The sequence below is a fragment of the Hydrogenophaga intermedia genome (assembly GCF_023715105.1).
Taxonomy (GTDB): domain Bacteria; phylum Pseudomonadota; class Gammaproteobacteria; order Burkholderiales; family Burkholderiaceae_C; genus Hydrogenophaga; species Hydrogenophaga intermedia_A.
Window position 1 is genome coordinate 161658 of record NZ_JAMBNO010000006.1, and the last position, 24819, is coordinate 186476.

A 24819-nucleotide genomic window follows, 5' to 3' on the forward strand; every position below is an offset into this window, starting at 1 on the left:
GCGCCGAGCGCGCAGCCAACTCAACTTCAGACGAGGAAACCACCATGAGCAATCTGCGTCTGTTGGACCCGGTGTTCAGCGATTCTTTCGACAACGTCATGCGCCGCTTCCTGGCGTCGATGGCGTTCGACATGGAGCCCGCGCCGTTGCTGAAGATGCGCGTGGACGTGACGGAGAACGACCAGGCCTACGAGGTCAAGGCCGACATCCCGGGCGTCAAGAAGGACGACATCAACGTTCGCATCGACGGCAACGTGGTGCAGATCGACGCCGAAGCGCGCAGCGAGAAGGAAACCAAGGGCAATGGCGACAAGGTGATCCGCAGCGAGCGCTACCAGGGCACCGTTTCGCGCACGTTCAGCCTGGCCTGTGACATCGACGAAGGCAAGGTGGATGCGCGCTACGCCAACGGCGTGCTCACGCTCAAGCTGCCCAAGAAGGCCGCCACGAGCGCGCGCAAGATCGCCATCCAGTGAGCGCACCGGGCGTCGGTGCAAACGAGGCGCTGGCACAGGCCGGCGCGCTGGTGCGCTCGCTCGCCGCCCGGCTGAGCGCCACATTGATCGAGACCCACATCTCCTGGGTGTTGCTGGCTGGCGAGCCCGAGATCGACGCCCGCGCCGAGCGCCTGGCGCGCTTGCAACGCGAAGCGCCGGTGGCGCCTGCGGACAGTGGCTTTGCCAGCCCGGTGCAGCGCGCGGCGGTGGCGATGGCCGCGCTGCAAGGAGCGGCACCGCTGTGCTCGGTCGACGAGACGGTCATGCTCTCGCGCTGGCTGGGCGCGCAATCGCTGCGGCTGGCCGCGCATTGGGCCGCGCGCTTGCGCGGCGGCCATGTTCGCGAGTGCCATGGCGATCTGCACCTGGACAACCTGATCGCCATCGAGGGCGGGGTCGAGGCCTTCGATGGCATCGAGTTCGATCCGGCGTTGCGCTGGATCGACGTCATCGGCGACATCGCCTTTGTCGTGATGGACCTGCACGCGCAAGGCCGCGCTGACCTGGCGTTTCGCCTGCTCAACGCCTGGTTGGACGCAACGGGAGAGCACCCGGGCTTGCCAGGCTTGCGCCAAGCGATGGTGTACCGGGCACTGGCGCGCCGCGCCCGTGTGCCCTGGCGCATCGTGCACTGCGAAGCGCCCGCCGACGTGCTGCGCACGCGCCTGCGCAAGCGCCGCGGGGATGCGTCGGAGGCCGATGAGGGCACGCTGGAGATGCTGCAGGGCGCGCAGGATCCCTTGACCGACGAGGAAGGCCTTCGGGTGGAGGACGCGAGCCTCTTGGCGGGCGACGCCCTGGCGGTGGCCGACGGACAGCCTTGACCCGGCGCTTGACGCGCGTCAAGGTAAGGGCCTTCGCGCGTACCGACACTCCCTGGCAACTGCGGGTCGTCATCGATCAACATGAGGAGACGCCATGTCCGGCCGCGAACGCCTTGAACCGGATGCGCACGCGCACCTGCGTGCCGCGCTGCACCAGCGCCGTGAGCATTTGCTCAATCGCTTGTGCCGCGAGAACCTGCCCACCGAACAGGCCGACGACATGGTCGAGGAGGTGGATCGGCTCGACAGCGCGCTGGCGCGCCTTGAAGCCCGTGGCGCAGCCAACTGCCTGCGCTGCGGCGAGCCCATCTCGTTCACACGCCACACGCTGCAGCCCGACAGCACGCTGTGCACCGGCTGCGCCCTCGTGTCCGAGGACGTGCAGCGTGGGGGCCACGAAGGCCCCACCTCGACCTGGGACGCCGAGTTCCTGCCCGAACTCGGCTAGTCGGCGCGGCCTCACATCGCCGCTCGCGTGCGCGTCGCACCCCGGCGCGTGCGGGCCTTTGCACCAGCGCTGCAATGGCACGGTGGTGGGCCGCATGCGCAGCGCGGCAGCAAGTTGCGCCACATCAAGTTTCCTTCCGTCGCCGGTCCTAGATTGCCTGCATCGAACGACGACGCGGAGACCGATGTGACCAAACTTCCCCCCGACAAGCTGCTCTGGATGTACGAGACCATGCTCGTGATCCGGCGTTACGAGGAAACACTGGCTCAGGTGTATCTGGAGGCCAAGCTGCCGCCTCACATCCAGCCCGGCCTGGCGTTCGACATCGCCTCGGGCCCGGTGCCCGGCGAGATGCACCTGGCGGCGGGGCAGGAGCCGGTGGCCGTGGGCGTGTGCGCGCACCTGCGAGACACCGACACCGTCGTCGGCACGCACCGCCCGCACCACTTCGCCATCGCCAAGGGCGTGCCGATGGACCGCATGACGGCCGAGATCTTCGGCAAGGTCACCGGGCTGGGGCGCGGCAAGGGCGGGCACATGCACCTGTTCGACCCGGCGCACCGCTTCAGTTGCAGCGGCATCGTGGGCGCCAGCCTGCCGCCCGCCTGCGGTGCTGCTCTGGCCGCCAAGCTGGGTGGCACCGATGCCGTGGCCGTGGCCTTCTTCGGTGAGGGCGCGGCCAATCAGGGCACGTTCCACGAATCGCTCAACCTGGCTGGCCTGTGGCAATTGCCAGTGATCTTCGTGTGCGAGGACAACGCCTGGGCCATTTCGGTGCCCAAGGCCAGGGCCACGGCCGTCGCCTCCAACGCCGGGCGCGCGGCGGCCTATGGAATCCCGGGCATCGCGGTCGAACACAACGACGCCATCGCGGTGTACGAAGCGGCGGCCACGGCCGTGGAGCGCGCGCGCAGCGGTGGCGGCGCCACGCTGATCGAGGTGAAGACCGACCGCTACTTCGGCCATTTCCAGGGCGATGCCGAGGTGTACCGGCCCAAGACCGAGGTGAGTGCATTGCGCCAGCACGACCCGATCCCCGCACTCGCGGCGTCGCTGCACCGACGCAAGCTGATGGACGACGCGCTCGATCACAGCATCCGCCAGCGCGCCGAGGCGCGCGTGGCAGCGGCCTTCGAATTCGCGCGCGGCAGCCTCTACCCGGCGGCCGCAGAGGCCACCGAACACGTGTTTGCCTGAACCCCCCGCCAGGAGACCCCCCATGAGCACTTCACGCACGCTGACCATGGCCCAGGCCATTGCGGAGGCGATCGGCCAGGAAATGGAGCGCGATCCGCGCGTCTTCGCGATGGGCGAGGACATCGGCCGCTACGGTGGCATCTTCAGCGCCACCAGCGGCCTGCTGGACCGTTTCGGACCCGAGCGCATCCGCGACACGCCGATTTCGGAGAGCGCTTTCATCGGCGCGGCCACGGGTGCAGGGGCCGAGGGCCTGCGACCGATTGCCGAGTTGATGTTTGTGGACTTCTTCGGCGTCTGCATGGACCAGATCTACAACCACCTGGCGAAGAACCCCTACATGTCGGGCGGCAACGTCAAGCTGCCAGTGGTGCTGATGACGGCCATCGGTGGCGGCTACGGCGATGCAGCCCAGCACTCGCAATGTCTGTATTCGACCTTTGCGCACATGCCGGGCCTCAAGGTGGTGGTGCCCTCCAACGCGCACGACGCCAAGGGCCTGATGATCCAGGCCATCCGTGACGACAACCCGGTCATGTACTTCTTCCACAAGGGCATCATGGGCCTGCCGTGGATGCAATACCACGAGGGCGCGAGCACGGTGGTGCCCGAGGAGCCCTACACCGTGCCCTTCGGCCAGGCCGCCGTGGTGCGCGAAGGTCGGCACGTGACCATCGTGACGCTGAGCCAGATGGTGCACAAGGCCCTGCTGGCCGCGCGCACCCTGCACACGCAGGGCATTGAAGCCGAAGTGATCGACCTGCGCACCCTTGTGCCGCTGGACACGCCGGCCGTGCTGCGCTCGGTCGGCAAGACCGGCCGGTTGTTGATCGTGGACGAGGACTACCTCGGCTTCGGCTTGTCGGGCGAGATTGCCGCCGTGGTGGCCGAACACATGGACGAGATCGCGCTGGCCGCGCCGATCCGCCGTCTGGGCGTGCCCAACGTGCCCATTCCTTACAGCCGCCCGCTGGAGCAGGCGGTGATCCCCTCGGTGACGCGCATCGTCGAGGCCTGCTGCGAGCTGGTGGACGCAAAGCTCAAGGTGGCGGCATGACCACAGCGGCGAATGCCCGCACGCTGGAATTGCGGCTGCCGCCCGAGAGCTGGGCCGGGGTGGAGGCCGGCGTGCAGGCTCTGCTCGAGCGCTGGCTGGTGGCCGAGGGCACGCCGGTGAGCGCGGGCCAGCCGCTGGCGCAGGCTGTGCTCGTCAAGAGCACGCTGGAGATCGTGTCGCCGGTGGCCGGCGTGCTGGAACGCGTGCTGGTGCCCGCAGGCGCGAACTTCGCGCGCGAGCAGGCGGTGGGCCGGCTCGCGGTGGGGTGAACCATGCAAACGCCGCTGGCACGGGCGGGCGTGTCCACCCACGCGGGCTTGTCGCTCGGGCGGGCGCAGCACGCCGAGGCCACCACGGCGTTGCTGCCCAGGCGCCTGCGCGCCAGCGGCGGCGGCGCGGTGTTGCTCGGGCCCTGGTTGCTGCGCGCCGTGGTGGTGCTGCCGGCGGGGCATCCCTGCGTACGCGGTGGCCCGGTGGCCGCAGCCCTGTGGTTCGGCGCGCTGCACCGCGATTGGCTGCGCGCGCACGGCATCGACGCGCAATGCCACGAGGGGCCCGTGTCTGCACACTGGGCGTGCTTTGCGGGCCGCGCGCCCGGTGAGGTGCTGGTGGACGGGCTCAAGCTCACCGGCATTGCGCAAACGTGGCGGCGTGATCGGGTGCAGCTGTGGTCGGGCACCTTGCTGAGCCCGGTGCCGTGGTCGATGCTGTGCCGCGAGCTCAACCGTCGGGGCGAGCACGCGCAGGCGCTGGCGCAGTCCACCACGACCGTGCAGGCCTGCCTGGGCCACGCGCCCGATGCGACGCGCTGGGCCGCCGAGCTGACCACCCGTCTGCAGCAGGGCGTGGCGAAGGCCGGAACTTGCGCCGCGTCAACTCCCGGGACGCGTGCGTTGCCAACATGGCCTGCAAACGCTGCGGCGATGGCCTCCAACGGCCCGCGCAGGCGCGACACAGGAGCGATGGCATGAAGACCGACGAGCAACTGAAGAAGGACGTGACGGCCGAGCTGGCCTGGGACCCGGCGGTCAACGCCGCCAACATCGGCGTGGCCGTGCGCAACGGCATCGTCACGCTCAGCGGCACGCTGGACACCTACGTGCAGAAACACGCGGTGGAGCGTGCGGTGCGCCGTGTGGCGGGCGTGCGCGGCATTGCGCTCGATCTGGAGGTCCGGCTGGCCCCGGGCCACGCGCGCACCGACAGCGAGATCGCCCAGGCGGCGGCGCACGCCATGCACTGGCATTCGCTGGTACCGGACGACCGCGTGAAGGTGGAGGTCGAAGACGGCTGGGTGCGCCTGAGCGGCGAGGTGGACTGGGCCTACCAGCGCGCCAGCGCCGAGCAATCGGTGCGCCCGCTCGTGGGCGTGCGCGGCGTCACCAACGACATCACGATCAAGCCGCGCGCCAACGCCAGCGAGATCTCGCGCGAGATCACCTCGGCGCTGGAGCGCCATGCCCGGCGTGAGGCCCGGCGCATCGCCGTGGAGGTGGAGGGCGGTGTGGTCACGCTGCGTGGCACGGTCGATTCGCTGGCCGAGCGGCAAGCCGCCGTCGGCACGGCCTTCGCGGCGCAGGGCGTCTCACGCGTCATCGACCAGCTTGACGTGGCTGTCTGAGGCCACACAAGGGTGTTCGCGGCCAAGCGCCGCATCCAGGAGACGGCAGCACGCGGGGCGCTGGAACACAACGACGGGCAACAACCGAGTACCGCAGTCGTGGACATGCAGCGCGAGCTGATCGGTGGCTGCGCTGCCTCAGCGCTTGCCGCCGAGCAGGCCGCCCAGCACGCCGCGCAGGATCTGTCGGCCCAGGCCGCTGGCCACCGTGCGCGCAGCGGTCTTGGCCATGGTCTGCACCAGGCCGTCGTACTGGCCTCCGCGCGGGCCGGTGCGGCCGAACAGCACCTCGTTGATGACGCTCTTTTCTTCGGCCGGCGCTTCCTTGGTGGCGCCCGGGATGCGCGGCGTTCTGGCGGCGGGCTTGTCCGAGGCTTCCTCGGCCGCCGCTTCAACGCGTGCACCGGCGTGGGCGCGGAACATCTCGTAGGCGCTTTCGCGATCGAGCGTCTTTTCGTACGTGCCGGCCACCAACGAGCCCTTGATGAGCGCCTGGCGCTGCTCGGGCGTGATCGGGCCGATCTGGCTGCCTGGCGGGATCACGTAGGCCCGCTCCGTCTCGCAGGGTCGGCCCTTGGCGTCGAGAAAGCTCACCAGTGCCTCGCCCACCGCAAGCTCGGTGATCGCCGCCTCGATGTCGAGCCCCGCCTTGGGCCGCATGGTCTGTGCGGTGGCCTTGACTGCCTTCTGGTCGCGCGGGGTGAAGGCGCGCAGCGCGTGTTGCACGCGGTTGCCCAGCTGGCCCAGCACGCTGTCCGGGATATCGAGCGGGTTCTGCGTCACGAAATAAACGCCCACGCCCTTGGAGCGCACCAGGCGCACCACCAGTTCGATGCGCTCGACCAGCACCTTGGGCGCCTCGTTGAACAGCAGGTGCGCTTCGTCGAAAAAGAACACCAGCTTGGGCTTCTCCGGGTCGCCGATCTCGGGCAGCGTCTCGAACAACTCCGAGAGCATCCACAGCAGAAACGTGGCGTACAGGCGCGGCGAGTTCAGCAGCTTGTCGGCTGTGAGGATGTTGATCACCCCCTTGCCGTCCACGGTCTGCATGAAGTCGGCGATGTCGAGCATGGGTTCGCCGAAGAACTTGTCGCCACCTTGTTCTTCCACCTGCATCAGCCCGCGCTGGATGGCGCCGATGGAGGCCGCGCTGATGTTGCCGTACTCGGTGGTGAACTGCTTGGCGTTGTCGCCCACGTGCTGCAGCATGGCCCGCAGGTCCTTCATGTCGAGCAGCAGCAGGCCGTTGTCGTCGGCGATCTTGAAGATCAGGTTGAGCACGCCGGTCTGCGTGTCGTTGAGGTTGAGCATGCGTGCCAGCAGCAGCGGGCCCATGTCGCTCACGGTGGCGCGCACCGGGTGGCCCTGTTCGCCAAACACGTCCCACAGCGTGGTCGGGCATTCGGTGGGTTGGGGCAGGTCGATGCCGCGGTCCTTCAGGATGCCGGCCATCTTCTCGCCGATCTTTCCGGTCTGGCTGATGCCGGTGAGGTCGCCCTTCACGTCGGCCATGAACACCGGCACCCCGATACGAGAGAACCCCTCGGCCAGTCCCTGCAGCGTGACCGTCTTGCCGGTGCCGGTGGCGCCGGTGATGAGCCCGTGGCGGTTGGCCAGACCGGGCAGCAACTGGCAGGTGGTCAGGGCGTTCTTGGCGATCAGCAGCGGTTCGGCCATGGGGCGATCCTTGTGGGTGGGTGGGGCGGAGCTGGAGGGTCGGGTCAGGCGCAATCGTAAAATCGCGTGCTCATTAGATCAAAGCCAACAGGCACCACAAGGACGCATCCATGGCCGGACACAGCAAATGGGCCAACATCCAGCACCGCAAGGGCCGCCAGGACGAGAAGCGGGGCAAGATCTGGACCCGTGTGATCCGCGAGATCACGGTGGCCGCGCGCAGCGGCGGCGGTGACCCCGCCATGAACCCGCGCCTGCGGCTGGCGATCGAGAAGGCCAAGGCGGCCAACATGCCGGCCGACCGCATCAAGTACAACGTGGACAAGGCCTCCGGCACGCTCGAAGGCCTGGCGCTGGAGGAAATCCGTTACGAGGGCTACGGCATCGGCGGCGCCGCGGTGATCCTGGACACCATGACCGACAACCGCGTGCGCACCGTGGCCGAGGTGCGCCATGCGTTCAGCAAGTACGGCGGCAACCTGGGCACCGAAGGGTCGGTGTCGTTCCAGTTCAAGCATTGCGGCCAACTGATCTTCGCACCCGGTACCTCGGAAGACGCGGTGATGGAGGTGGCGCTGGAGGCCGGCGCCGAGGACGTCATCACCGACGACGACGGCGCCATCGAGGTGCTGACAGCGCCGGCCGACTTCGAGGCGGTGAAGAACGCACTGGAGGCCAAAGGCCTCAAGCCCGAGATCGCCGAGGTCACCATGCGCGCGGAGAACACCGTCGCCCTCAGCGGCGAAGACGGCGCCCGCATGCAAAAACTGCTGGAAGTGCTCGAAGACCTGGACGACGTGCAGAACGTCTTCCACAACGCAGAAATCTCGGAATGAAAGTTCTCGTCATCGGCGGTGGCGGCCGCGAGCATGCGCTCGCCTGGCGCCTGAAGCAATCCGAGGGTGTGGAGCAGGTCTTCGTGGCGCCCGGCAACGCCGGCACGGCGCGCGATCCGCAACTCACCAACCTTCCCATCACCGACAAGGTCAAGCTGCGCGAATGGGTGCAGGCCAACGGCATCGAGCTCACCGTGGTGGGCCCCGAGGCACCGCTGGCGGCGGGCGTGGTCGACGAGTTCCGGGCCCACGGTCTGGCCATCTTCGGCCCCACGCAAAAGGCCGCGCAGCTGGAGAGCTCCAAGGCCTTCAGCAAGGCCTTCATGCAGCGCCACGGCATTCCCACGGCCGACTACCAGACCTTCACCGACGCAGCCAAGGCCCACGCCTACGTGGACGCCAAGGGGGCGCCGATCGTCATCAAGGCCGACGGCCTGGCCGCGGGCAAGGGCGTGGTGGTGGCCATGACGCTGGCCGAGGCGCACGAGGCGATCGACTTCATGCTGCTCGACAACAAGCTCGGTGTGGCGCACAACGAAGGCGGCGCGCGCGTCGTCATCGAGGAGTTCCTGCAGGGCGAAGAGGCCAGCTTCATCGTGCTGTGCGACGGTGAACACGCGCTGGCACTGGCCACCAGCCAGGACCACAAGCGCCTGAAAGACGCCGACCAGGGCCCCAACACGGGTGGCATGGGCGCGTACTCGCCCGCGCCGGTAGTCACGCCCGCGGTGCACCAGCGCGCCATGGACGAGGTGATCCTTCCCACGCTGCGCGGCATGAAGGCCGACGGCATTCCGTACACCGGTTTCCTGTACGCAGGCCTCATGATCACGCCCGACGGCGCGGTCAAGACGCTGGAGTTCAACTGCCGCATGGGCGACCCGGAGACCCAGCCCATCATGATGCGGCTGCGCAGCAACTTCGCGCAGGTGCTGCTGGCCGCCACGCGAGGCGAACTGGATCGCGTGCAATTGGATTGGGATCCGCGTGTTGCGCTGGGCGTGGTCATGGCTGCGGCTGGCTACCCCATGGACCCGCGCAAGGGCGACGCCATCACCGGCCTGCCGGCCGACGAGGCTGACCGCATGGTGTTCCACGCCGGTACCGCGCTGGACGGCGACACCGTGCGCGCCTCGGGCGGGCGCGTGCTGTGCGTGACGGCGCTGGCCGATACCGTGGCGCTGGCGCGGCAACGTGCCTATGCCGTGGTCGACGCGGTGCATTTCGACGGCATGCAGTGCCGTCGCGACATCGGTTTTCGCGCGCTTTGAGCACGCCCGCGCTCCTGGCGCCACCGCATCCGGTGCGCTTTCGTGGTTCGCGCCTGGCGCGCGCGCTGCTGGCGCTGGCGGGCTGGCGCGTCATCGAGGACGGTTTTCCCGCCCGCCAGGGCGTGGCCATCGTCTACCCGCACACCAGCAACTGGGATTTCGTGGTCGGCGTGCTCGCCAAGTGGAGCATCGGCATTCCGGTGCGCTTCTGGGGCAAGGACACGCTGTTCGACGTGCCGCTGTTCGGCCGCTGGCTGCGCTGGTTGGGCGGCATGCCGATCGAACGCCATTCACCGCGCGGCGCTGTGGGCGCCATGGTGCACACCATGCGCGAGGCCGTGGCGCGTGACGAGCTGCTGTGGCTGGCGCTCTCGCCCGAGGGCACGCGCCGGCGCACCGAAGGCTGGCGCAGCGGCTTCTACCAAGTGGCGCTGGGTGCCGGCGTGCCGCTGGCACTGGTGGTGCTCGACTACGGCCAACGCCAGGTGCGGGTGCACGACTTCCTGCTGCTGAGCGGTGACAGTGCCGCCGATTACGCCCGCATCGCCCAGGGTTTTGCGGGCGTGCGCGGTTTTCAACCCGGGAAAGCCAGCCCCGTGCAGCCCTTGCCCAAGCGTCTGACTGCCGATACGGTGTGAACATGCCCGACCAACCCATCGTCACCGTCCGCGAGTACCTGATCGATCTGCAGGAGCGCATCACCTCCACCGTGGCGATGGTGGACGGTGGCCGCTTCGTGGTCGATCGCTGGAAGAAGCCGCCCGGCGAGAAGCTGCAGGGCGAAGGCATCACCCAGATCCTCGAGGACGGCGCCGTCTTCGAACGCGCCGGCTGCGGCTTCTCGCACGTGAGTGGGCCGCAATTGCCGCCCTCGGCCACGCAGCACCGGCCCGAGCTGGCGGGGGCACCGTTCGAGGCCATGGGCGTTTCGCTGGTGTTCCACCCGCGCAACCCCTACGTGCCCACGGTGCACATGAACGTGCGCATGATTGCCGCCACCCCCAAGGGCGGCGAACCGGTGTGCTGGTTCGGCGGTGGCATGGACCTCACCCCGTACTACGGCGACGAGGACGACGCGGTGCACTTCCACCGCACCTGCAAGAGCGCGCTCGACCCCTTCGGTGTTGACAAGTACCCGCGGTTCAAGAAGTGGTGTGACGAGTACTTCTACCTCAAGCACCGCGACGAACAGCGCGGTATCGGCGGCGTGTTCTTCGACGACTTCTCCGAGCTCGGCTTCGACGGCAGCTTTGCCATGATGAGTTCGGTGGGTGACGCCTTCCTCGACGCCTACCTGCCGATCGTGGACCGGCGCAAGAACACCCCCTACGGTGAGCGCGAGCGCAGCTTCCAGCTCTACCGTCGCGGCCGCTACGTCGAGTTCAACCTGGTGTGGGACCGTGGCACCCACTTCGGCCTGCAATCGGGCGGCCGCAGCGAATCGATCCTGCTGTCCATGCCGCCGTTGGTGAGCTGGGCCTACAACCGCAAGACCAAGAAGGGCACGCCGGAGGACCGGCTGTACCGCGAGTTCCTGGTGCGCAAGGACTGGGTCTGATGGCCGACGCGCCCGCCGCGATCCGCCGCGTCGGCATGTTCGGTGGCGCCTTCGACCCGCCGCATGGCGCGCACCGGGCGCTCGCCGAGGCCGCCATCGAACAACTGCAACTCGACCGCCTGCACGTGCTGCCCACCGGCCACGCGTGGCACAAGTCGCGTGCGCTGCTGCCGGCCCATCACCGCATTGCCATGTGCGAACTCGCCTTCGGCGACCTGCCGCGCGTGCGCATCGACGTGCGCGAGACCGAGCGCCCCGGGCCGAGCTACACCGCCGACACGCTGGCCGAGTTGCGCGCCGAATACCCCGCCGCGCAGTTGTTCCTGGTGCTGGGCGCCGACCAGTTGCTGGCCTTCAAGAGCTGGGTGCGCTGGCAGGACGTGCTGGCGCAGGCCACCCTCGCGGTGGCCAACCGGCCCACCAGCATCGGCGCCCAGGCGCTGCTGGGCGAGGCGCCCGAGACCGATCTTTCGGGCGTCGACATCCCCTTCGAGCGGCTGGACATGCCGCTGCAACACCTCAGCGCCACCGCGGTGCGCGCCCGCCTGGCTGGCGGCGCCGCCGACGGGCCGCCCCTGGACGTGCTGGTCCCGGGTGCGGTCGCAGGCTATATTTCGCAGCATCACCTTTACCAGACCGCTTCATGACGACCAGCGAATCCGCCGCGAAAAAAGACATCCAGAAACTGCAGAAGGCCATCGTGGAGGGCCTGGAGGATGTCAAAGGCCAGGACATCGTGGTCTTCAACACCGAAGAACTCTCACCGCTGTTCGAGCGCGTGATCATCGCCAGCGGCACCTCCAACCGCCAGACCAAGGCGCTGGCCGCCAGCGTGCGCGACGCCGTGCGAGAGGCCGGTTTCGACAAGCCCCGCATCGAGGGCGAGGACAACGGCGAGTGGATCATCGTGGACTGCGGCCAGGCCGTGGCGCACGTGATGCAGCCCGTGATCCGCCAGTACTACCGGCTCGAAGAGATCTGGGGTGCCAAGCCGGTGCGCCTGAAGGCCGCGGCCAAGGCCGCTGCCGGCGCTGCCAAACCCCGTACCAAGGCGGCTGCGGACGATGCCGCGCCTGCGAAGGCCCCGGCGCGCAAGGCGCCGGCGAAGAAGGCTGCCGCCGCGGCGCCCAAGCCCTTACCCCGCGGCGCAGGTCGAGCGGCGCCTGCCGGCAAGCGAGCGTCGACCAGTTCGTCGGCCAAGCCTGCAGCCGGCAGCTCGCGCAGTGCCAAGCCCGCCGGCAAGACGGTCGCCAAGCCCGCCGGCAAGTCCGCCAAGCCGCGCGCCGCGCTGCCCAAGGTGGTCGTGAACGCGCCCGCCACCAAGAAGAAGGCCTCGCCCAAGGCCGCGGCGCCCGCCGCGCGCAAGGCGGCCAAGCCCGCCGTCAAGAAGAAGACATGAAACTCGTGATCGTCGCGGTCGGGCAGAAGGTGCCCGACTGGGCCCAGACCGCCTACGACGATTACGCCAAACGCTTCCCGCCCGAGCTGCGCGTCGAGCTCAAGGCCGTCAAGACCGAACCGCGAGGCTCCAAGACCGTCGAGACGCTCTGGGCCGCGGAGCGCCAGCGCATCGAGGCCGCCATACCTCGCGGCGCTCGCATCGTGGCGCTCGACGAGCGCGGCACCGCGCTCACCACGCAAGCGCTCGCGCAGCAGCTGCGCCAGTGGCAGCAGGGCGGTGACGACGTGGCACTCATCATCGGCGGGCCCGACGGCCTGGACCCCGCATTCCGTGACGCCGCGCACCAACGCGTGCGTCTGTCCGACCTCACGCTGCCGCACGCCATGGTGCGCGTGCTCCTGATCGAGCAGCTCTACCGTGCGTGGTCGATCAACGCGAACCACCCCTACCACCGCGAATGAAGCCGTTCGTCTACCTGGCCTCGCAAAGCCCGCGCCGTCGCGAACTGCTCACGCAGTGGGGCGTGGCGCACGAACTGCTGCTGCCCGACGCCGACGAGGACGCTGAATCGCTGGAGGCGGTCAAGCCCAACGAAGCGCCTGCGGCCTATGTGCAGCGGGTCACCGCGCTCAAGCTGGATGCGGCCATGCAGCGCCTCAAGCGCCGTGGCCTGCCGCCGGCGCCCGTGCTGTGCGCGGACACCACCGTGGCGCTTGGTCGACGCATCCTGGGCAAACCGGCCGATGCCGCCGAGGCGCGCCGCATGCTGGCCGATCTGTCAGGCCGAGAGCACCGGGTGCTTACCGCGGTGGCGGTGGGCAAGGCCGCAAAGTTCGCCAAGGGCGGCCAACGCTGGGCCGCGCTTTCCACGTCCACCGTCACGTTCGACACGCTCACGGCGACGCAGATACGCCGCTACGTGGCGGGCGGCGAGCCCATGGGCAAGGCCGGCGCGTACGCGATCCAGGGCCACGCGGGCCTGTGGGTGCGCCGCATCCATGGCAGCCACACAGGCATCATCGGCCTGCCCGCGTTCGAAACCGCGCAGTTGCTGCGCGCCGCGGGCCTGCCCATCCTCTGACGCCGATACTTTCGAGCACCCCATGAACCAGGACATCCTGATCAACTGGTCTCCGCAGGAGACGCGCGTGGCCGTGGTGGAGCAGGGTGCGGTGCAGGAGGTACACATCGAGCGCACGCTCGAGCGCGGCCTGGTCGGCAACATCTACCTCGGCAAGGTCTCGCGTGTGCTGCCGGGCATGCAGTCCGCGTTCCTGGACATCGGGTTGGACCGCGCGGCCTTCCTGCACGTGGCCGATCTGATGCCCAACATCCAGGCCAAGCATGCCGCGCCGCGCGCACCCAGTGCCGAGGGTGCGCCGCAGGTGCTGGCCCCCAACCCGGTGTTGCCGATCGAGAAGCAGATTTTCGAAGGCCAGGCGCTGATGGTGCAGGTGCTCAAAGACCCGATCGGCACCAAGGGCGCCCGGCTCACGGCGCAGATCAGCATCGCCGGGCGTCTGCTGGTGTTTCTGCCGCAAGACAGCCATATCGGTGTGTCGCAGAAGATCCCGCTGGCACAGCGCGAGGCCCTGCGCGCGCGCCTGCAACAGCTCACCGCCACCACCGACGGCTCCCCCACGGGCGGCTTCATCCTGCGCACCAACGCCGAGGACGCGAGCGACCAGGAGCTCGCCGATGACGTGGCCTACCTGCGCAAGACCTGGCTGCGGATCAAGCAGGCGGCCCTGAGCCAACCCAGCGCCACCTTGCTGCACGAGGATTTGAACCTCATCCAGCGCGTGCTGCGCGACCTCACGAGCGCCGAGACGCAGTCGATCCGCATCGACTCGCGCGAGCAGCACGGTCTGTTGCAGGGTTTTGCCGCCGAGTTCATGCCCGACACCGTGGCCAAGCTGCAGCACTACAGCGGCGAGCGTCCGATCTTCGACCTCTACAACGTGGACGAGGAGATCGCGCGCGCGCTCGGCCGCCGCGTGGACCTCAAATCCGGCGGCTACCTCGTGATCGACCAGACCGAGGCGCTGACCACGGTGGACGTGAACACCGGTGGCTTCGTGGGCGCGCGCAACTTCGACGACACGGTGTTCCGCACCAATCTGGAGGCCGCGCAGGCCATCGCGCGCCAGCTGCGCTTGCGCAACCTCGGCGGCATCGTCATCGTCGACTTCATCGACATGACGCGCGAGGACCACCGCGAGGCGGTGTTGTCCGAGTTCCGCAAGCAGCTCGGCCGCGATCGCGTGAAGACCATGATCGGCAGTTTCTCGCAGCTCGGGCTGGTGGAGATGACGCGCAAGCGCACGCGCGAGTCGCTGGCCCACATGCTGAGCGAGCCCTGCGAGGCCTGCGGCGGCAAGGGCGAGGTGAAGACCGCGCGCAGCGTGTGCTACGACATCCTGCGCGAGATCCTGCGCGAGGCGCGTGCCTTCAACCCGCGCGAGTTCCGCGTGGTGGCATCACCCAAGGTGGTGGAGTTGTTCCTGGACGAAGAGCGCGCTCACCTGGCGGGCCTGTCCGAATTCATCGGCAAGCCGATCTCGCTGCAAAGCGAAAGCTCGATGACGCAGGAGCAGTACGACATCGTGCTGCTCTGACGCATGCTCAGGCGGTGCGTGCCGCCGATCCTTCACGCACCGGCCCGACACGCGCTTCGATGTCGTGCTGCAGTTCGCGGCGCAAGCCCAGCAGGAAGCCGGCTTCGGCCACCACGAACAGCGGGCCGATGATCAGGCCGGTGATGTCGTCCACGAAGGCGGGTTTGCGGCCTTCGTAGTAGTGGCCGATGAACTGGATCACCCAGCCCACCACGAACAGGCCAATGCCGACCACCAGCCAGGTGGCGGTGGGCTGCGCGGCCACCGCCTGTGCAAACCACAGGCACAGCGCCATCAGCGCCGCCATCACCACACCCAGCCGCAGATCGAGCCGCAGGTAGTACAGCACGCTGGCCAATGTCACCAGCGTGGCGGGGGAGAGCGCTACGCCACCCCACTGCCCGAACACCGGCCGCGCCAGCAGCACCGCCACGGCCATCACGATCATGGGAATGCCGACGAAGTGGGTGAGGATGTTGCGCCGGTCACGGTGGTAGGCCGCGTACTGGCTGAGCTGGTCGGTGAGTGTCTTCATCGCACGTCTCCTCGCTACGGGATGGCGTGTTTTACACCCGCGCCCCGCGGCACTCAACCGGGAAAGCCACGGCCCGTGGTCGCCCGGACGTCACTGCCGCGCTCAGCCCGCCGTGCTCAGGCCCTGGGCGTGCAGGCGCGCGTACAGGCCGTCGGCCGCCAGCAGCGCGGCATGCGTGCCCTGCTCGATGATCCGGCCATCGGCCAGCACCACCACGCGGTCGGCGTGCTCGATGGTGGAGAGCCTGTGCGCGATGACCAGCGTCGTGCGTCCCTTCATGAGGCGCGCCAGCGCCTCCTGCACCAGCCGCTCGGACTCGTTGTCCAGCGCCGAGGTGGCCTCGTCGAGGATCAGGATGGGCGCGTCTTTGTAGATGGCGCGTGCGATGGCCAGTCGCTGGCGCTGGCCACCCGACAGCTCGGTGGCGTTGTGCCCCACGTTGGTGTGCATGCCCTGGGGCAGCTTGGTCAACAACTCGCTCAGGTTCGCCGATTCGAGTGCGGCGCGTGCGCGGGCCTCGTCGATCTGGTCGTCGGCCGCGCCCAGGGCCACGTTGGCCGCCAGCGTGTCGTTGAGCATCACCACGTCCTGGCTGACCATGGCGAACTGACGGCGCAGGCTGCCCAGATCCCAGTCGGGCAAGGGCACGCCGTCGAGCGTGACCGAGCCGCGTTCGACCTCCACGAAGCGGGGCAGCAGGTTCACCAGCGTGGTCTTGCCCGAGCCTGAGGGGCCCACGAAGGCCACCACCTCGCCGTGCCGGATGGTGAGGTCGATGCCGCGCAGCGCGATGCCGTTCTCGCCATCGGGTGGGGTGTCGTCCTTGGGGGCGTAGCGCACCCACACGCCTTGCAGCGCGATGGCGCCTCGCGCACGGTCGGTGGTGTGCGTGCCACCGGACTGTTCATCCGTTTGCTCGATCAGCTCGAGCCCGCGCTCCAGGGCGGCCAGCCCGCGCGTGATCGGCGAGGCGATCTCGGCCAGGTGGCGGATCGGTGCGATCAGCATCAGCATGGCGGTGACGAAGGCCACGAAGTTGCCCACCGTCACGCCCGAGGTGGTGCTTTGCCACAGCGCCACCGCCACCACCGCCGACAGCGCAGCCGAGGCCAGCAGTTGGGTGAAAGGCGTCATCGCGGCCATGGCCACCGTGCTCTTGAGGGCCAGGCGGCGCAAGGCCACGCTCAGCACGTCGAAGCGTTCGGCCTGACGCTGCTGCGCGCCGTGCAGGCGCACCACGCGGTGGGCCAGGGCGTTTTCTTCCACCACGTAGGCCAGTTCGTCGGTGGCCTGCTGGCTGGCGCGGGTGAGGCGGTACAGCCGCTTGGAGAGCACGCGCATGATCCAGGCCAGACCCGGGAAGATGGCGATCACGATCAGCGTGAGCTTCCAGTTCAGGTAGAGCAGGTAGCCCATGAGCGCCACCAGCGTGAGGCTGTCGCGTGCCAGCGTGATCAGCGAGGACACCAGCATCTGCGAGCCGGTCTGCACCTCGTACACCAGGGTGTTGGAGAGCTTGCTCGCGCTTTGCCGGCTGAACAAGGACAGCTGCGCCGCGTTGAGCTTGGCAAACATGGCCCGGCGCATGTTGAGCATGCCGGTGTTGGCGGTGTACGAAAGCGCGTACTGCGCCACGAAGGAGGCCATGCCGCGCAGGCCGAACAGGCCCATGAAGGCGACCGGCACCATCCACAGCTGAATGCGGCCGTCATTGAAGCCCTCGTCGAGCAGCGTCTTGAGCAACGCCGGGATCATGGGCTCGGTGAGCGCGCCCACCACGGTTGCCAGCGCCGCGAACACGATGCCTTTGCGCGCGTCGCGGAAGTACGGCCACAGCCGCCGCACGCGCTGCAGCACGCTGCCGGACAGGGGAACGTTGGTGGACGTGTCGGGGGTCAAGGGCGGTCGGGTTGCGGTCGGGTGCCTGGGTCGGGAACCATCGCGGCGTCGTGCGATCCAGAGCGCCGCGGGGCTCACATCTTGTCACGGGCGCCTGACGAGGCTCCGGTATTATCGACCGGTCCGTCTTCAGGGCACCGGGCGCCGCGCCCCTCACTGCCCGAACCTCCCAACACCATGATCGAACCGACCCGTCCCCATCCCCAGGCTGGGATGCCGCGCCGGCATGCCCTCGGGCTGGTAGCCGCCATGCCCCTGCTGGGGCTGGCGGCCACGCCCGCCCTGGCGCAGTTCCGCGTCGAAGTGGCCGGCGTGGGCCTCACGCGCTTCCCGTTCTCGGCCGTCAACTTCCGCGGCAACGACGCGGCCAGCGAGAACATCGCCGCCATTGTGCGGGCCGATCTCGAGCGCTCAGGGCAGTTCATCTTCGTGCCGCCGCTGGCGGGTGCGCTCGATGAAACCTCGCGTCCCGATCTCGCGCCCTGGCGCGAGCGCGGCGCCGATTCCCTGCTCACCGGCAGCGTCACGCGCCTGGCCGATGGCCGCTTCGACGTGCGTTTCCGGCTCTGGGACGTGGTGCGCACCGCCGACCTCGGCGGCCTGAGCTACCCGGTGGCCGCGACCGACCTTCGTCTGGCCGCGCACCGCATCGCCGACTACATCTACGAGAAAATCACCGGCGAGAAGGGTGTCTTCTCCACCCGCATCGCCTACGTCACCAAGGCCGGCAACCGCCACAACCTGTGGGTGGCCGACGCCGACGGCGAGAACGCCCGCGCTGCGCTCACCAGCCCCGAGCCCATCATCTCGCCCAGCTGGGCCCCCGGCGGTGGTCAGCTCGCCTACGTTTCGTTCGAGTCGCGCAAGCCCGTGATCTATGCGCACGAGGTGGCTTCCGGGCGGCGCCGGTTGCTGGCCAACTTCCGCGGCTCCAACAGCGCGCCGGCCTGGTCGCCCGATGGCAAGTCGCTGGTGGTCACGCTCTCACTCTCGGGCAACGCCCAGCTCTACGCGATGGACGTCAACGGCGGCGAACCCAGGCGCCTGTCGCAGAGCAGCAGCATCGACACCGAACCCGTTTTCAGCGCCGACGGCCAGCAGATCTACTTCGTGAGCGACCGCGGTGGCTCACCGCAGATCTACCGCATGCCGGCGCAGGGCGGGGGGGCGCAGCGCGTCACCTTCACCGGCAACTACAACATCTCGCCTGCGCTCAGCCCCGATGGCCGCTGGCTGGCCTTCATCTCGCGCGTCAGCGGGGCGTTCCGTCTGCACGTGATGGAACTTGCCACCGGCACCGTGACCGCGCTCACCGAGACCGGCGGCGACGAGAGCCCGAGCTTCGCCCCCAACAGCCGCATGATCATCTACGCCACGCGTGACAAAGGCGCCGAGGCGCTGATGACGACCACCATCGATGGCCGCATCAAGACGCGTCTGGCGGGCGCCCAGGGCGACATCCGTGAGCCCGAATGGGGCCCGTTCCTGCGCTGACCCCCCGCGCCGAACCACCCCGCAACCGATTGATTCGTTTCCACTTCACCTTCTCCACAGGCAGCACCATGTCCCACTTCTCGTTCCGTCGTTTCAACGGCCTGCTGGCCACCCTCATCGCGTCGTTCGTCCTTGTGGCCTGCGGCTCCAATGTGCGCCTTGACCAACCCCCGGTCGACGACCGCAGTGGCACCGCGGCTGGTGGTGCCGGTGCGGCGGGCGGGCAGGGCAGCGGCGTGGATCAACGCGGCGTGGCTGGCGTTCAGGTGCCGGCCACCAGCGGCACCCAGCCCGCGGCCATGCAGCGCGTGATCTATTTCGACTACGACAGCTTCGAGGTCAAGTCCGATTCCGCAGCGCTGCTCGAGGCCAACGCGCGCTACCTCAACGCCAACCGCAACGTGCGCGTGGCGCTCGAAGGCCACACCGACGAGCGTGGCGGCCGCGAGTACAACCTCGCGCTGGGCCAGAAGCGCGCTGAGGCCGTGCGCCGTGCGCTGTCGCTGCTGGGCGTGCAGGACGGTCAGATGGAAGCGGTGAGCTTCGGCGAGGAAAAGCCCGCCGTCACCGGCTTCGATGAGTCGGCCTGGTCGAAGAACCGCCGCGTGGAAATCACTTACCGCTGAAACCACCCATGACGATGCTGCGCCCATCCCGTTCGCTCGCTGCCGCCGTGGTGGTGGCTTTCTGCGGTGCGTGGTCGCCCATGGCGCATGCCATCTTCGGCGACGACGAAGCCCGCAAGGCCATCATCGACCTGCGCCAGCAGGTCGAGACCAACCGGCTGGCCGCCGACGCGGCCGCCAAGGCAGCGGCCGAGAACGATGCCGGCATCAAGCGCAGCCTGCTCGAACTGGCCAACCAGATCGAGCAGCTGCGCGGCGAGATCGCGCGCCTGCGTGGCCAGAACGAGCAGCTCGCGCGCGAAGTGGCCGAGCTGCAGCGCGCCCAGAAGGACGTGCAGGCCGGCGTGGATGAGCGGCTGCGTCAGTTCGAACCGGTGAAGGTCGAGCTCGATGGCCGCAGCTTCACGGCGCAGCCGGCCGAGAAGGCCGAGTTCGAGGCCGCCATGGCCACGCTGCGCCGCTCCGAGTTTCCCGCCGCCTCGGCGGCCTTCACCGCCTTCCTGCGCCGCCACCCCACCAGCGGCTTCACGCCCGTGGCGCTGTACTGGCTGGGCAACGCGCAGTACGCCGCGCGTGCCTACAAGGATGCGGCGGACACCCACCAGCGCCTGGTGCGCGAGTTTGCCGACCACCCACGCACGCCCGAGGCCATGCTGGCCCTGGCCAACAGCCAGGTCGAGCTCAAGGACACCCGGGGAGCCCGCAAAACGCTGGACGACCTGGTGAAGCTGCACCCGCAGAGCGAAGCCGCTGCCGCCGCCAAGGAACGCCTTGCGCGGTTGAGGTAACGCAACCCCGCTGCGGCGGGAGTGCCTGGGCCGCACCTACAATCGCGGCCCTATGGACGATCTTGCTGCCTTTCAATCGCTGAACCAGACGGTCCTGTGGGCCGCCTTCGCCGTGGCCGCGGCCTTCGGCTTCATTGCCCAACGCACCCATTTCTGCACCATGGGGGCGATCAGTGACATCGTCAACATGGGCGACTGGACCCGCATGCGCATGTGGGGCATGGCGGTGGGCGTGGCCGCCATCGGTTTCTACGCGCTCGGCTGGCTCGGGCTCATCGACACCGGCAAGTCGCTCTACACCGGCAGTCGCGTGATCTGGCTCTCGGCGCTGGTCGGCGGTGCGCTGTTCGGTTTCGGCATGGTGCTGGCCTCGGGTTGCGGCAGCAAGACGCTGGTGCGCATCGGCGCGGGCAGCCTCAAGTCGCTGGTGGTGTTCCTGGTGATGGGGCTGGCCGCATTCATGACCTTGCGCGGCATCGTCGGCGTGGCGCGCAACGCCACGGTCGATCAGGTCAGCTTCGAGATTCCCGCCGGCGCGGCCGTGCCGGCATGGCTCGCCGCGGGGTTCGGCGTGAACATGGCCACCGCGGGCCTTGCCTGCGCGCTGCTGCTTGGCGGTGCGCTGATCGTCTGGGCCCTGTGGTCGCGCGACTTCCGCGGCGGCTTTGACAACCTGCTCGCGGGTCTGGGCATTGGCCTGACCATCGTGGCCATGTGGTGGGTCAGCGGCCACCTGGGCTTCGTGCCCGAGCACCCCGAGACGCTGGAGCCGGTGTACGTCGGCAGCAACAGCGGGCGCATGGAGTCGCTCACCTTCACCGCGCCGATGGCCTTCGTGCTCGACTGGCTGATCTTCTTCAGCGACACGACCAAGGTGCTCACCTTCGGCGTGGTCACCGTGGTCGGCGTGGTGGTGGGCTCGCTTGCCTGCGCCCTCATCGAGCACAGCTTCCGTTGGGAAGGGTTTCGCGACACGCAGGACACCGCGCTGCACCTGGTGGGCGCCGTCTGCATGGGCGTGGGTGGCGTCACCGCGCTGGGCTGCACGGTCGGCCAGGGTCTTTCGGGCTTGTCCACCCTGAGCCTCACGAGCGCCATCGCGGTAGCCGGCATCATGGCCGGTGCGGTGCTGGGGTTCCGCTTCCAGATGTGGCTGCTGGAGCGCGCAGGTTGAGCCTTGCCGACGACGCCTCGTTCGAGCGCCGCTTCGGCGGGCTGCGGCGGCTCTATGGCGTCGAGGGCGCGCAGCGGGTGTTCGACGCGCACGCCGTGGTGGTCGGCATCGGGGGTGTGGGCTCGTGGGCGGCAGAGGCGCTCGCGCGCAGCGGCGTGCGCCGCCTCACGCTGATCGATCTCGATCATGTGGCCGAATCGAATATCAACCGTCAAGTGCACGCCACGGATGCCACGCTTGGGCAGGCCAAGGTCGAGGCCATGCGCGAGCGCATCCTCGGCTTTCACCCGGGCATCGAACTCGAGCTGATCGATGAATTCGTTGACGGCGAGAACTGGCCCGCATTGCTGCACGGGCAGCAGCCCGATGGCGTGATCGACGCTTGCGACCATGTGCGTGCCAAGACCGCCCTGGCCGCGTGGGCGCGCGATCAGCGCGTTCCCTTCGTGAGCGTGGGCGCCGCGGGTGGCAAACGCCATGCCGAAGCGGTGCAGATCGCCGATCTTGCCGATGTCACGCACGACCCCTTGCTGGCGCAACTGCGCTACCGCCTGCGCAAGCACCACGGCGCGCCGCGCGCCGGCGCCATGCAGGTGGCCTGTGTGCACAGCCGCGAAGCGGTGGCACCGCCCGATCCTTCGTGCGCGCTCGATGGCGGCGACGGTTCGCTCAACTGCCACGGCTATGGATCGGTCGTCACCGTCACGGCCACCTTCGGCTTGTGCGCGGCCGGCTGGCTTCTCGACACGCTCGCGCGCAGCGAGCGCAAAAATGTGAACGCCCCTTCAAAAGGGGTTCAAAAGCACGCTATAATTTGAGGCTTCGCAGCGTGCTAACAGCAAGCGGCGAAGAGTGTGGGACGTTAGCTCAGTTGGTAGAGCAGCGGACTTTTAATCCGTTGGTCGGCAGTTCGAGCCTGCCACGTCCTACCACCAACAAGAAGGCCCTGGTCGCAAGACCAGGGCCTTTTTCTTGGTTCATCGAGGAATTCCGGGGAACGCGGCGCGGATCTTGAGGAAGAAGTACTCCTCATCGCGGTAGCCATAGGCTCGGCGCTTGATGACCTTGATGGTGTTGTTGATGCCCTCGACCACGCTGGTGTTGAGCGGGTGTCGACAACGAGCCAGGATGCCATGCCAATAGCCCTGCAGCCGCTTGGCAAAGAGCTGTAAGGCGGGAATGGCGCTTTGCTCGGCCTGCTCGCACCATTGCTCCCAGGCCCGCGTGGCCCAGGCGGGTTTGCGGTAGAACCACAGCCGCTTGAGTTCGTCGCGCAGCAGGTACACGCACAGCAGGGGCTCATTGGCCGCCAGCAACTCCTGCAACCGCACCGACTGCTCGGGCTGCAGGTGGGTGCGATTGCGCAGCAGCAGCCAGCGGCTGGACTTCAAGACCCGCCGAGCCGGCCGGTCATGGCGCAGCCGGTTGGCCTGATCTACCCGGACCCGGTCGATCACCTCCCTGCCGTACTTGGCCACGACATGGAACAAGTCGTAGACCACCTCGGCCTGAGGGCAATGCGCCTTGATCTCCAGTTCGTAGGCCGTTGTCATGTCGATGGCCACAGCCTCTATGCGCTGGGCCACGCCCGCAGGCAACTGCTCAAAGAAGGCTCTGGCCGTCTCGCGTGAGCGCCCCGGCCCGATCCACAGCACCTGTCGCGATATCGGATCGACCACCACCGTCGCGTAGCGATGGCCCTTGTGCAGGGCAAACTCGTCCATCGCCAGGTAACGGATGGCCGCCCAGTCAGGCTCGGCAACACTGGCTTGCAAGCGCACCTTGTCGATCGACTTGACCGTGTGCCAGCCCAGGTCGAAGAACGCAGCCACCGCCTGCACATTGCTGGAGCGCAGCAGCTTCTCGCACGCATCGGCAAATCGCTGCGTGACCCTCTGGTAGCGCCCCAGCCAATCGAGCTTCTCCAGTTGGGGGCCCCCGCAGCGCTCGCACATCACCCTGCGACGCGGCACATGCAGAACCACCCGGTACTCGAACAACGGCAGATCGCGTACCCGACGCACCGTTGTCTCGTGTACCTGTGAGCAGCGCGTACCGCATCGCTCGCAGAGCATGACCTTGCTCACCGGCCTGAGGTACAGCGACAGCGTGTGTCCTTCCTCCTGCGGCCACTCCACCTGCTCGAGCTGGTAGCCCTTCCAGCACCCCAGTGTCTGCAGCGTCTTGCGATCCAGCATGCCCCTCCCCATAGCTTGTCAATGCAGACCTCAGCATAGGAGAGACGCACCCTTCAGTCCCCGAAAATCTCCGATGAACCTTTTTCTTTGCGGTATCGGGCCTGGCCAGCATGCACGCTTGGGCGATGCGTTCTGGCGGTGCCGCGCTATGCTTCACGTGGCTGCCCGGGTGGGGCGGCATGGCGGGATACCGCCCAGGAGGAGAACGAATGCGCAGTTTCTTTGCGGCCATTGCCTTGGCCGCCTCCATGGTGGGGGCTGCACAAGCCACCACCGTTTACCAGTTCCAGGTCACGTCGATGGGCTGCTCGGGTTTGTTCTGCGAGGACTGGAGCGACGAACTCAACAGCCTGACGATCAGCATGACGGCGCCTGTTGGCGAGTTGCAGGTGCTCACCACCGGTTGGCCGTGGGACCCAGTCACGTCGTACTACGTCAACGAGAACATCGCGGCCGTCGGGTTCGACGCCTTGCAGATCCGCGTGAACACCAGCGAAGGGCGTTGCGAGACGTCCTGGCTGTGTCTCATGGAAGCCTCGCTGTTCGGCACCGACTACCTTCAAGGCAGCATCCGGACCAACTCTGAAAATCACGACATCTTCATGGCGTCGAGCGGGACGGACGTCTGGTCCGGTTACCTGAACTCGGATCGCGGACCGACCACACCCGACAACCGTCCGGTCTACACCGGTGTGTGGCGCGCAGTGCCCGAGCCCGGCGTCCTTTCCTTGTTGCTCGCGGGCATGGTCGGCTTGATGGGGCTGCGCCGTGGCGAGGGCGCCAGGGTCACTTCTTGAGCATGCCCCACACCACCAGGATCAGGATGGCGCCGATGACGGAGGCGATGAAGCCGGCGACCTGACCGGGGGCGTAGAGGCCGAGTGCGGCGCCGAGGTAGCTGGCCACGAAGGAGCCGGCCACGCCAAGCACGGCGGTCATGATCCAGCCCATGCTGTCGTTGCCGGGCTTGAGCATGCGGGCCACGAAACCCGCGATGAGGCCGATGAAGAGGGTGCCGAGAATGGACATCATGGTGCGCGCCTTCCTGTGGGTTGTGGAGGAGGGCGGCCCTGGGGCCGCCGCGGTCCACTGTAGCGCG

General features: G+C 68.2%; 28 protein-coding genes and 1 tRNA gene. 24 read left to right on the forward strand and 5 right to left on the reverse strand.

Features of this window, described 5'->3' with window-relative positions; genetic code table 11:
* Nucleotides 1–44 precede the first annotated feature (44 nt).
* The 8 genes from M3149_RS07510 to M3149_RS07545 all read left to right on the forward strand — a co-directional run bounded on the left by M3149_RS07510 (nt 45) and on the right by M3149_RS07545 (nt 5644).
* Nucleotides 45–476: an Hsp20/alpha crystallin family protein gene (locus M3149_RS07510; RefSeq protein WP_251708718.1), complete on the forward strand. Its 432-nt coding sequence runs from the start codon at nt 45–47 to the stop codon at nt 474–476.
* Nucleotides 473–1321, forward strand: a complete 849-nt coding sequence (locus tag M3149_RS07515) for a bifunctional aminoglycoside phosphotransferase/ATP-binding protein (RefSeq protein WP_251708719.1) — start codon at nt 473–475, stop codon at nt 1319–1321. The genes M3149_RS07510 and M3149_RS07515 overlap by 4 nt, the downstream gene beginning before the upstream one ends.
* Before the next feature lie 94 nt (nt 1322–1415).
* Nucleotides 1416–1769 (forward strand): TraR/DksA C4-type zinc finger protein, encoded by a 354-nt coding sequence (locus M3149_RS07520; RefSeq protein ID WP_251708720.1) that lies wholly within the window; start codon nt 1416–1418, stop codon nt 1767–1769.
* A gap of 186 nt (nt 1770–1955) precedes the next feature.
* Complete coding sequence (locus M3149_RS07525) at nt 1956–2966, forward strand: thiamine pyrophosphate-dependent dehydrogenase E1 component subunit alpha (RefSeq protein ID WP_251708721.1); 1011 nt, start codon at nt 1956–1958, stop codon at nt 2964–2966.
* Nucleotides 2967–2988: 22 nt separating this feature from the next.
* On the forward strand, nt 2989–4023 hold the full coding sequence (locus M3149_RS07530; protein WP_251708722.1) for an alpha-ketoacid dehydrogenase subunit beta: 1035 nt from the start codon (nt 2989–2991) through the stop codon (nt 4021–4023).
* The gene (locus M3149_RS07535) at nt 4020–4292 is read left to right on the forward strand and encodes a lipoyl domain-containing protein (RefSeq protein ID WP_251708723.1); all 273 of its coding nucleotides are present in this window, start codon (nt 4020–4022) and stop codon (nt 4290–4292) included. The genes M3149_RS07530 and M3149_RS07535 overlap by 4 nt, the downstream gene beginning before the upstream one ends.
* A 3-nt stretch (nt 4293–4295) precedes the next feature.
* Nucleotides 4296–4994 (forward strand): hypothetical protein, encoded by a 699-nt coding sequence (locus M3149_RS07540; protein ID WP_251708724.1) that lies wholly within the window; start codon nt 4296–4298, stop codon nt 4992–4994.
* The gene (locus M3149_RS07545; RefSeq protein ID WP_251708725.1) at nt 4991–5644 is read left to right on the forward strand and encodes a BON domain-containing protein; all 654 of its coding nucleotides are present in this window, start codon (nt 4991–4993) and stop codon (nt 5642–5644) included. The genes M3149_RS07540 and M3149_RS07545 overlap by 4 nt, the downstream gene beginning before the upstream one ends.
* Nucleotides 5645–5782: 138 nt before the next feature.
* Here the strand turns inward: M3149_RS07545 and M3149_RS07550 are convergent, their stop codons facing one another.
* Nucleotides 5783–7321: a helicase HerA-like domain-containing protein gene (locus tag M3149_RS07550; RefSeq protein WP_251708726.1), complete on the reverse strand. Its 1539-nt coding sequence runs from the start codon at nt 7319–7321 to the stop codon at nt 5783–5785.
* Nucleotides 7322–7431: 110 nt separating this feature from the next.
* On the opposite strand from M3149_RS07550, the gene M3149_RS07555 reads away from it, so the two are divergent.
* From M3149_RS07555 to rng, 9 genes are read left to right on the forward strand one after another with little or no spacing between them, the layout of a single operon-like run.
* Nucleotides 7432–8157, forward strand: coding sequence for a YebC/PmpR family DNA-binding transcriptional regulator (locus M3149_RS07555; RefSeq protein WP_251708727.1), 726 nt, complete (start codon nt 7432–7434; stop codon nt 8155–8157).
* Nucleotides 8154–9428, forward strand: a complete 1275-nt coding sequence (gene purD, locus M3149_RS07560; protein ID WP_251708728.1) for a phosphoribosylamine--glycine ligase — start codon at nt 8154–8156, stop codon at nt 9426–9428. Before M3149_RS07555 ends, purD begins: the two co-directional genes overlap by 4 nt.
* A complete protein-coding gene (locus M3149_RS07565) occupies nt 9425–10066 on the forward strand; it encodes a 1-acyl-sn-glycerol-3-phosphate acyltransferase (RefSeq protein ID WP_251708729.1) in 642 nt (213 codons plus the stop codon). Before purD ends, M3149_RS07565 begins: the two co-directional genes overlap by 4 nt.
* Nucleotides 10067–10068: 2 nt before the next feature.
* Entirely contained in the window at nt 10069–10986 is a 918-nt protein-coding gene (gene hemF, locus M3149_RS07570) for an oxygen-dependent coproporphyrinogen oxidase (protein WP_251708730.1), read from the forward strand.
* The gene (gene nadD, locus M3149_RS07575; protein WP_251708731.1) at nt 10986–11633 is read left to right on the forward strand and encodes a nicotinate (nicotinamide) nucleotide adenylyltransferase; all 648 of its coding nucleotides are present in this window, start codon (nt 10986–10988) and stop codon (nt 11631–11633) included. Before hemF ends, nadD begins: the two co-directional genes overlap by 1 nt.
* Nucleotides 11630–12385: a ribosome silencing factor gene (gene rsfS / locus M3149_RS07580; RefSeq protein ID WP_251708732.1), complete on the forward strand. Its 756-nt coding sequence runs from the start codon at nt 11630–11632 to the stop codon at nt 12383–12385. The genes nadD and rsfS overlap by 4 nt, the downstream gene beginning before the upstream one ends.
* Nucleotides 12382–12849 carry a 23S rRNA (pseudouridine(1915)-N(3))-methyltransferase RlmH gene (gene rlmH / locus M3149_RS07585; RefSeq protein ID WP_251708733.1) on the forward strand — a complete coding sequence of 156 codons (468 nt, stop codon included), beginning with the start codon at nt 12382–12384 and terminating at the stop codon, nt 12847–12849. Before rsfS ends, rlmH begins: the two co-directional genes overlap by 4 nt.
* Nucleotides 12846–13469, forward strand: a complete 624-nt coding sequence (locus M3149_RS07590; RefSeq protein WP_251708734.1) for a Maf family protein — start codon at nt 12846–12848, stop codon at nt 13467–13469. Before rlmH ends, M3149_RS07590 begins: the two co-directional genes overlap by 4 nt.
* A gap of 22 nt (nt 13470–13491) precedes the next feature.
* Entirely contained in the window at nt 13492–15006 is a 1515-nt protein-coding gene (gene rng / locus M3149_RS07595) for a ribonuclease G (RefSeq protein WP_251708735.1), read from the forward strand.
* A 7-nt stretch (nt 15007–15013) separates the two neighbouring features.
* Here the strand turns inward: rng and M3149_RS07600 are convergent, their stop codons facing one another.
* Both M3149_RS07600 and msbA read right to left on the reverse strand, forming a co-directional pair.
* On the reverse strand, nt 15014–15541 hold the full coding sequence (locus tag M3149_RS07600; protein ID WP_251708736.1) for a DUF962 domain-containing protein: 528 nt from the start codon (nt 15539–15541) through the stop codon (nt 15014–15016).
* 102 nt (nt 15542–15643) lie between these two features.
* Nucleotides 15644–17440 (reverse strand): lipid A export permease/ATP-binding protein MsbA, encoded by a 1797-nt coding sequence (msbA, locus tag M3149_RS07605; RefSeq protein ID WP_251708737.1) that lies wholly within the window; start codon nt 17438–17440, stop codon nt 15644–15646.
* A 177-nt stretch (nt 17441–17617) separates the two neighbouring features.
* Here msbA and tolB point away from each other — a divergent pair, with 177 nt between their 5' ends.
* The 6 genes from tolB to M3149_RS07635 all read left to right on the forward strand — a co-directional run bounded on the left by tolB (nt 17618) and on the right by M3149_RS07635 (nt 22454).
* The gene (gene tolB / locus M3149_RS07610; RefSeq protein WP_435370731.1) at nt 17618–18934 is read left to right on the forward strand and encodes a Tol-Pal system beta propeller repeat protein TolB; all 1317 of its coding nucleotides are present in this window, start codon (nt 17618–17620) and stop codon (nt 18932–18934) included.
* Between the two features lie 68 nt (nt 18935–19002).
* Nucleotides 19003–19560 carry a peptidoglycan-associated lipoprotein Pal gene (gene pal / locus M3149_RS07615; protein ID WP_251708738.1) on the forward strand — a complete coding sequence of 186 codons (558 nt, stop codon included), beginning with the start codon at nt 19003–19005 and terminating at the stop codon, nt 19558–19560.
* An 8-nt stretch (nt 19561–19568) separates the two neighbouring features.
* Entirely contained in the window at nt 19569–20348 is a 780-nt protein-coding gene (gene ybgF / locus M3149_RS07620; protein ID WP_251708739.1) for a tol-pal system protein YbgF, read from the forward strand.
* Between the two features lie 52 nt (nt 20349–20400).
* Nucleotides 20401–21522: a YeeE/YedE family protein gene (locus M3149_RS07625; RefSeq protein WP_251708740.1), complete on the forward strand. Its 1122-nt coding sequence runs from the start codon at nt 20401–20403 to the stop codon at nt 21520–21522.
* The gene (locus M3149_RS07630) at nt 21519–22340 is read left to right on the forward strand and encodes a tRNA threonylcarbamoyladenosine dehydratase (protein WP_251708741.1); all 822 of its coding nucleotides are present in this window, start codon (nt 21519–21521) and stop codon (nt 22338–22340) included. Before M3149_RS07625 ends, M3149_RS07630 begins: the two co-directional genes overlap by 4 nt.
* 38 nt (nt 22341–22378) lie before the next feature.
* Nucleotides 22379–22454: transfer RNA gene (locus tag M3149_RS07635), tRNA-Lys, on the forward strand.
* A gap of 45 nt (nt 22455–22499) precedes the next feature.
* Here the strand turns inward: M3149_RS07635 and M3149_RS07640 are convergent.
* Nucleotides 22500–23720, reverse strand: a complete 1221-nt coding sequence (locus tag M3149_RS07640; RefSeq protein WP_251708742.1) for an ISL3 family transposase — start codon at nt 23718–23720, stop codon at nt 22500–22502.
* Nucleotides 23721–23929: 209 nt separating this feature from the next.
* Between M3149_RS07640 and M3149_RS07645 the strand changes: the two genes are divergently transcribed.
* The gene (locus M3149_RS07645) at nt 23930–24517 is read left to right on the forward strand and encodes a PEP-CTERM sorting domain-containing protein (protein ID WP_251708743.1); all 588 of its coding nucleotides are present in this window, start codon (nt 23930–23932) and stop codon (nt 24515–24517) included.
* Here M3149_RS07645 and M3149_RS07650 read toward each other — a convergent pair.
* Entirely contained in the window at nt 24507–24752 is a 246-nt protein-coding gene (locus tag M3149_RS07650) for a GlsB/YeaQ/YmgE family stress response membrane protein (RefSeq protein ID WP_251708744.1), read from the reverse strand. The genes M3149_RS07645 and M3149_RS07650 overlap by 11 nt on opposite strands.
* Between the last annotated feature and the right edge of the window lie 67 nt (nt 24753–24819).

Excerpts from the sequence above, each read along its gene's own strand:
- M3149_RS07645 (WP_251708743.1), top strand. The coding sequence starts at position 23,930 with ATGCGCAGTTTCTTTGCGGCCATTGCCTTGGCCGCCTCCATGGTGGGG.
- M3149_RS07590 (WP_251708734.1), top strand. The coding sequence starts at position 12,846 with ATGAAGCCGTTCGTCTACCTGGCCTCGCAAAGCCCGCGCCGTCGCGAA.
- rlmH (WP_251708733.1), top strand. The coding sequence starts at position 12,382 with ATGAAACTCGTGATCGTCGCGGTCGGGCAGAAGGTGCCCGACTGGGCC.
- M3149_RS07550 (WP_251708726.1), bottom strand. The coding sequence starts at position 7,321 with ATGGCCGAACCGCTGCTGATCGCCAAGAACGCCCTGACCACCTGCCAG.
- rng (WP_251708735.1), top strand. The coding sequence starts at position 13,492 with ATGAACCAGGACATCCTGATCAACTGGTCTCCGCAGGAGACGCGCGTG.
- M3149_RS07510 (WP_251708718.1), top strand. The coding sequence starts at position 45 with ATGAGCAATCTGCGTCTGTTGGACCCGGTGTTCAGCGATTCTTTCGAC.
- M3149_RS07530 (WP_251708722.1), top strand. The coding sequence starts at position 2,989 with ATGAGCACTTCACGCACGCTGACCATGGCCCAGGCCATTGCGGAGGCG.
- purD (WP_251708728.1), top strand. The coding sequence starts at position 8,154 with ATGAAAGTTCTCGTCATCGGCGGTGGCGGCCGCGAGCATGCGCTCGCC.
- tolB (WP_435370731.1), top strand. The coding sequence starts at position 17,618 with ATGATCGAACCGACCCGTCCCCATCCCCAGGCTGGGATGCCGCGCCGG.
- M3149_RS07545 (WP_251708725.1), top strand. The coding sequence starts at position 4,991 with ATGAAGACCGACGAGCAACTGAAGAAGGACGTGACGGCCGAGCTGGCC.
- M3149_RS07600 (WP_251708736.1), bottom strand. The coding sequence starts at position 15,541 with ATGAAGACACTCACCGACCAGCTCAGCCAGTACGCGGCCTACCACCGT.
- ybgF (WP_251708739.1), top strand. The coding sequence starts at position 19,569 with ATGACGATGCTGCGCCCATCCCGTTCGCTCGCTGCCGCCGTGGTGGTG.
- M3149_RS07625 (WP_251708740.1), top strand. The coding sequence starts at position 20,401 with ATGGACGATCTTGCTGCCTTTCAATCGCTGAACCAGACGGTCCTGTGG.
- hemF (WP_251708730.1), top strand. The coding sequence starts at position 10,069 with ATGCCCGACCAACCCATCGTCACCGTCCGCGAGTACCTGATCGATCTG.
- M3149_RS07555 (WP_251708727.1), top strand. The coding sequence starts at position 7,432 with ATGGCCGGACACAGCAAATGGGCCAACATCCAGCACCGCAAGGGCCGC.
- nadD (WP_251708731.1), top strand. The coding sequence starts at position 10,986 with ATGGCCGACGCGCCCGCCGCGATCCGCCGCGTCGGCATGTTCGGTGGC.
- M3149_RS07520 (WP_251708720.1), top strand. The coding sequence starts at position 1,416 with ATGTCCGGCCGCGAACGCCTTGAACCGGATGCGCACGCGCACCTGCGT.
- M3149_RS07640 (WP_251708742.1), bottom strand. The coding sequence starts at position 23,720 with ATGCTGGATCGCAAGACGCTGCAGACACTGGGGTGCTGGAAGGGCTAC.
- M3149_RS07650 (WP_251708744.1), bottom strand. The coding sequence starts at position 24,752 with ATGATGTCCATTCTCGGCACCCTCTTCATCGGCCTCATCGCGGGTTTC.
- pal (WP_251708738.1), top strand. The coding sequence starts at position 19,003 with ATGTCCCACTTCTCGTTCCGTCGTTTCAACGGCCTGCTGGCCACCCTC.
- rsfS (WP_251708732.1), top strand. The coding sequence starts at position 11,630 with ATGACGACCAGCGAATCCGCCGCGAAAAAAGACATCCAGAAACTGCAG.
- M3149_RS07535 (WP_251708723.1), top strand. The coding sequence starts at position 4,020 with ATGACCACAGCGGCGAATGCCCGCACGCTGGAATTGCGGCTGCCGCCC.
- M3149_RS07540 (WP_251708724.1), top strand. The coding sequence starts at position 4,296 with ATGCAAACGCCGCTGGCACGGGCGGGCGTGTCCACCCACGCGGGCTTG.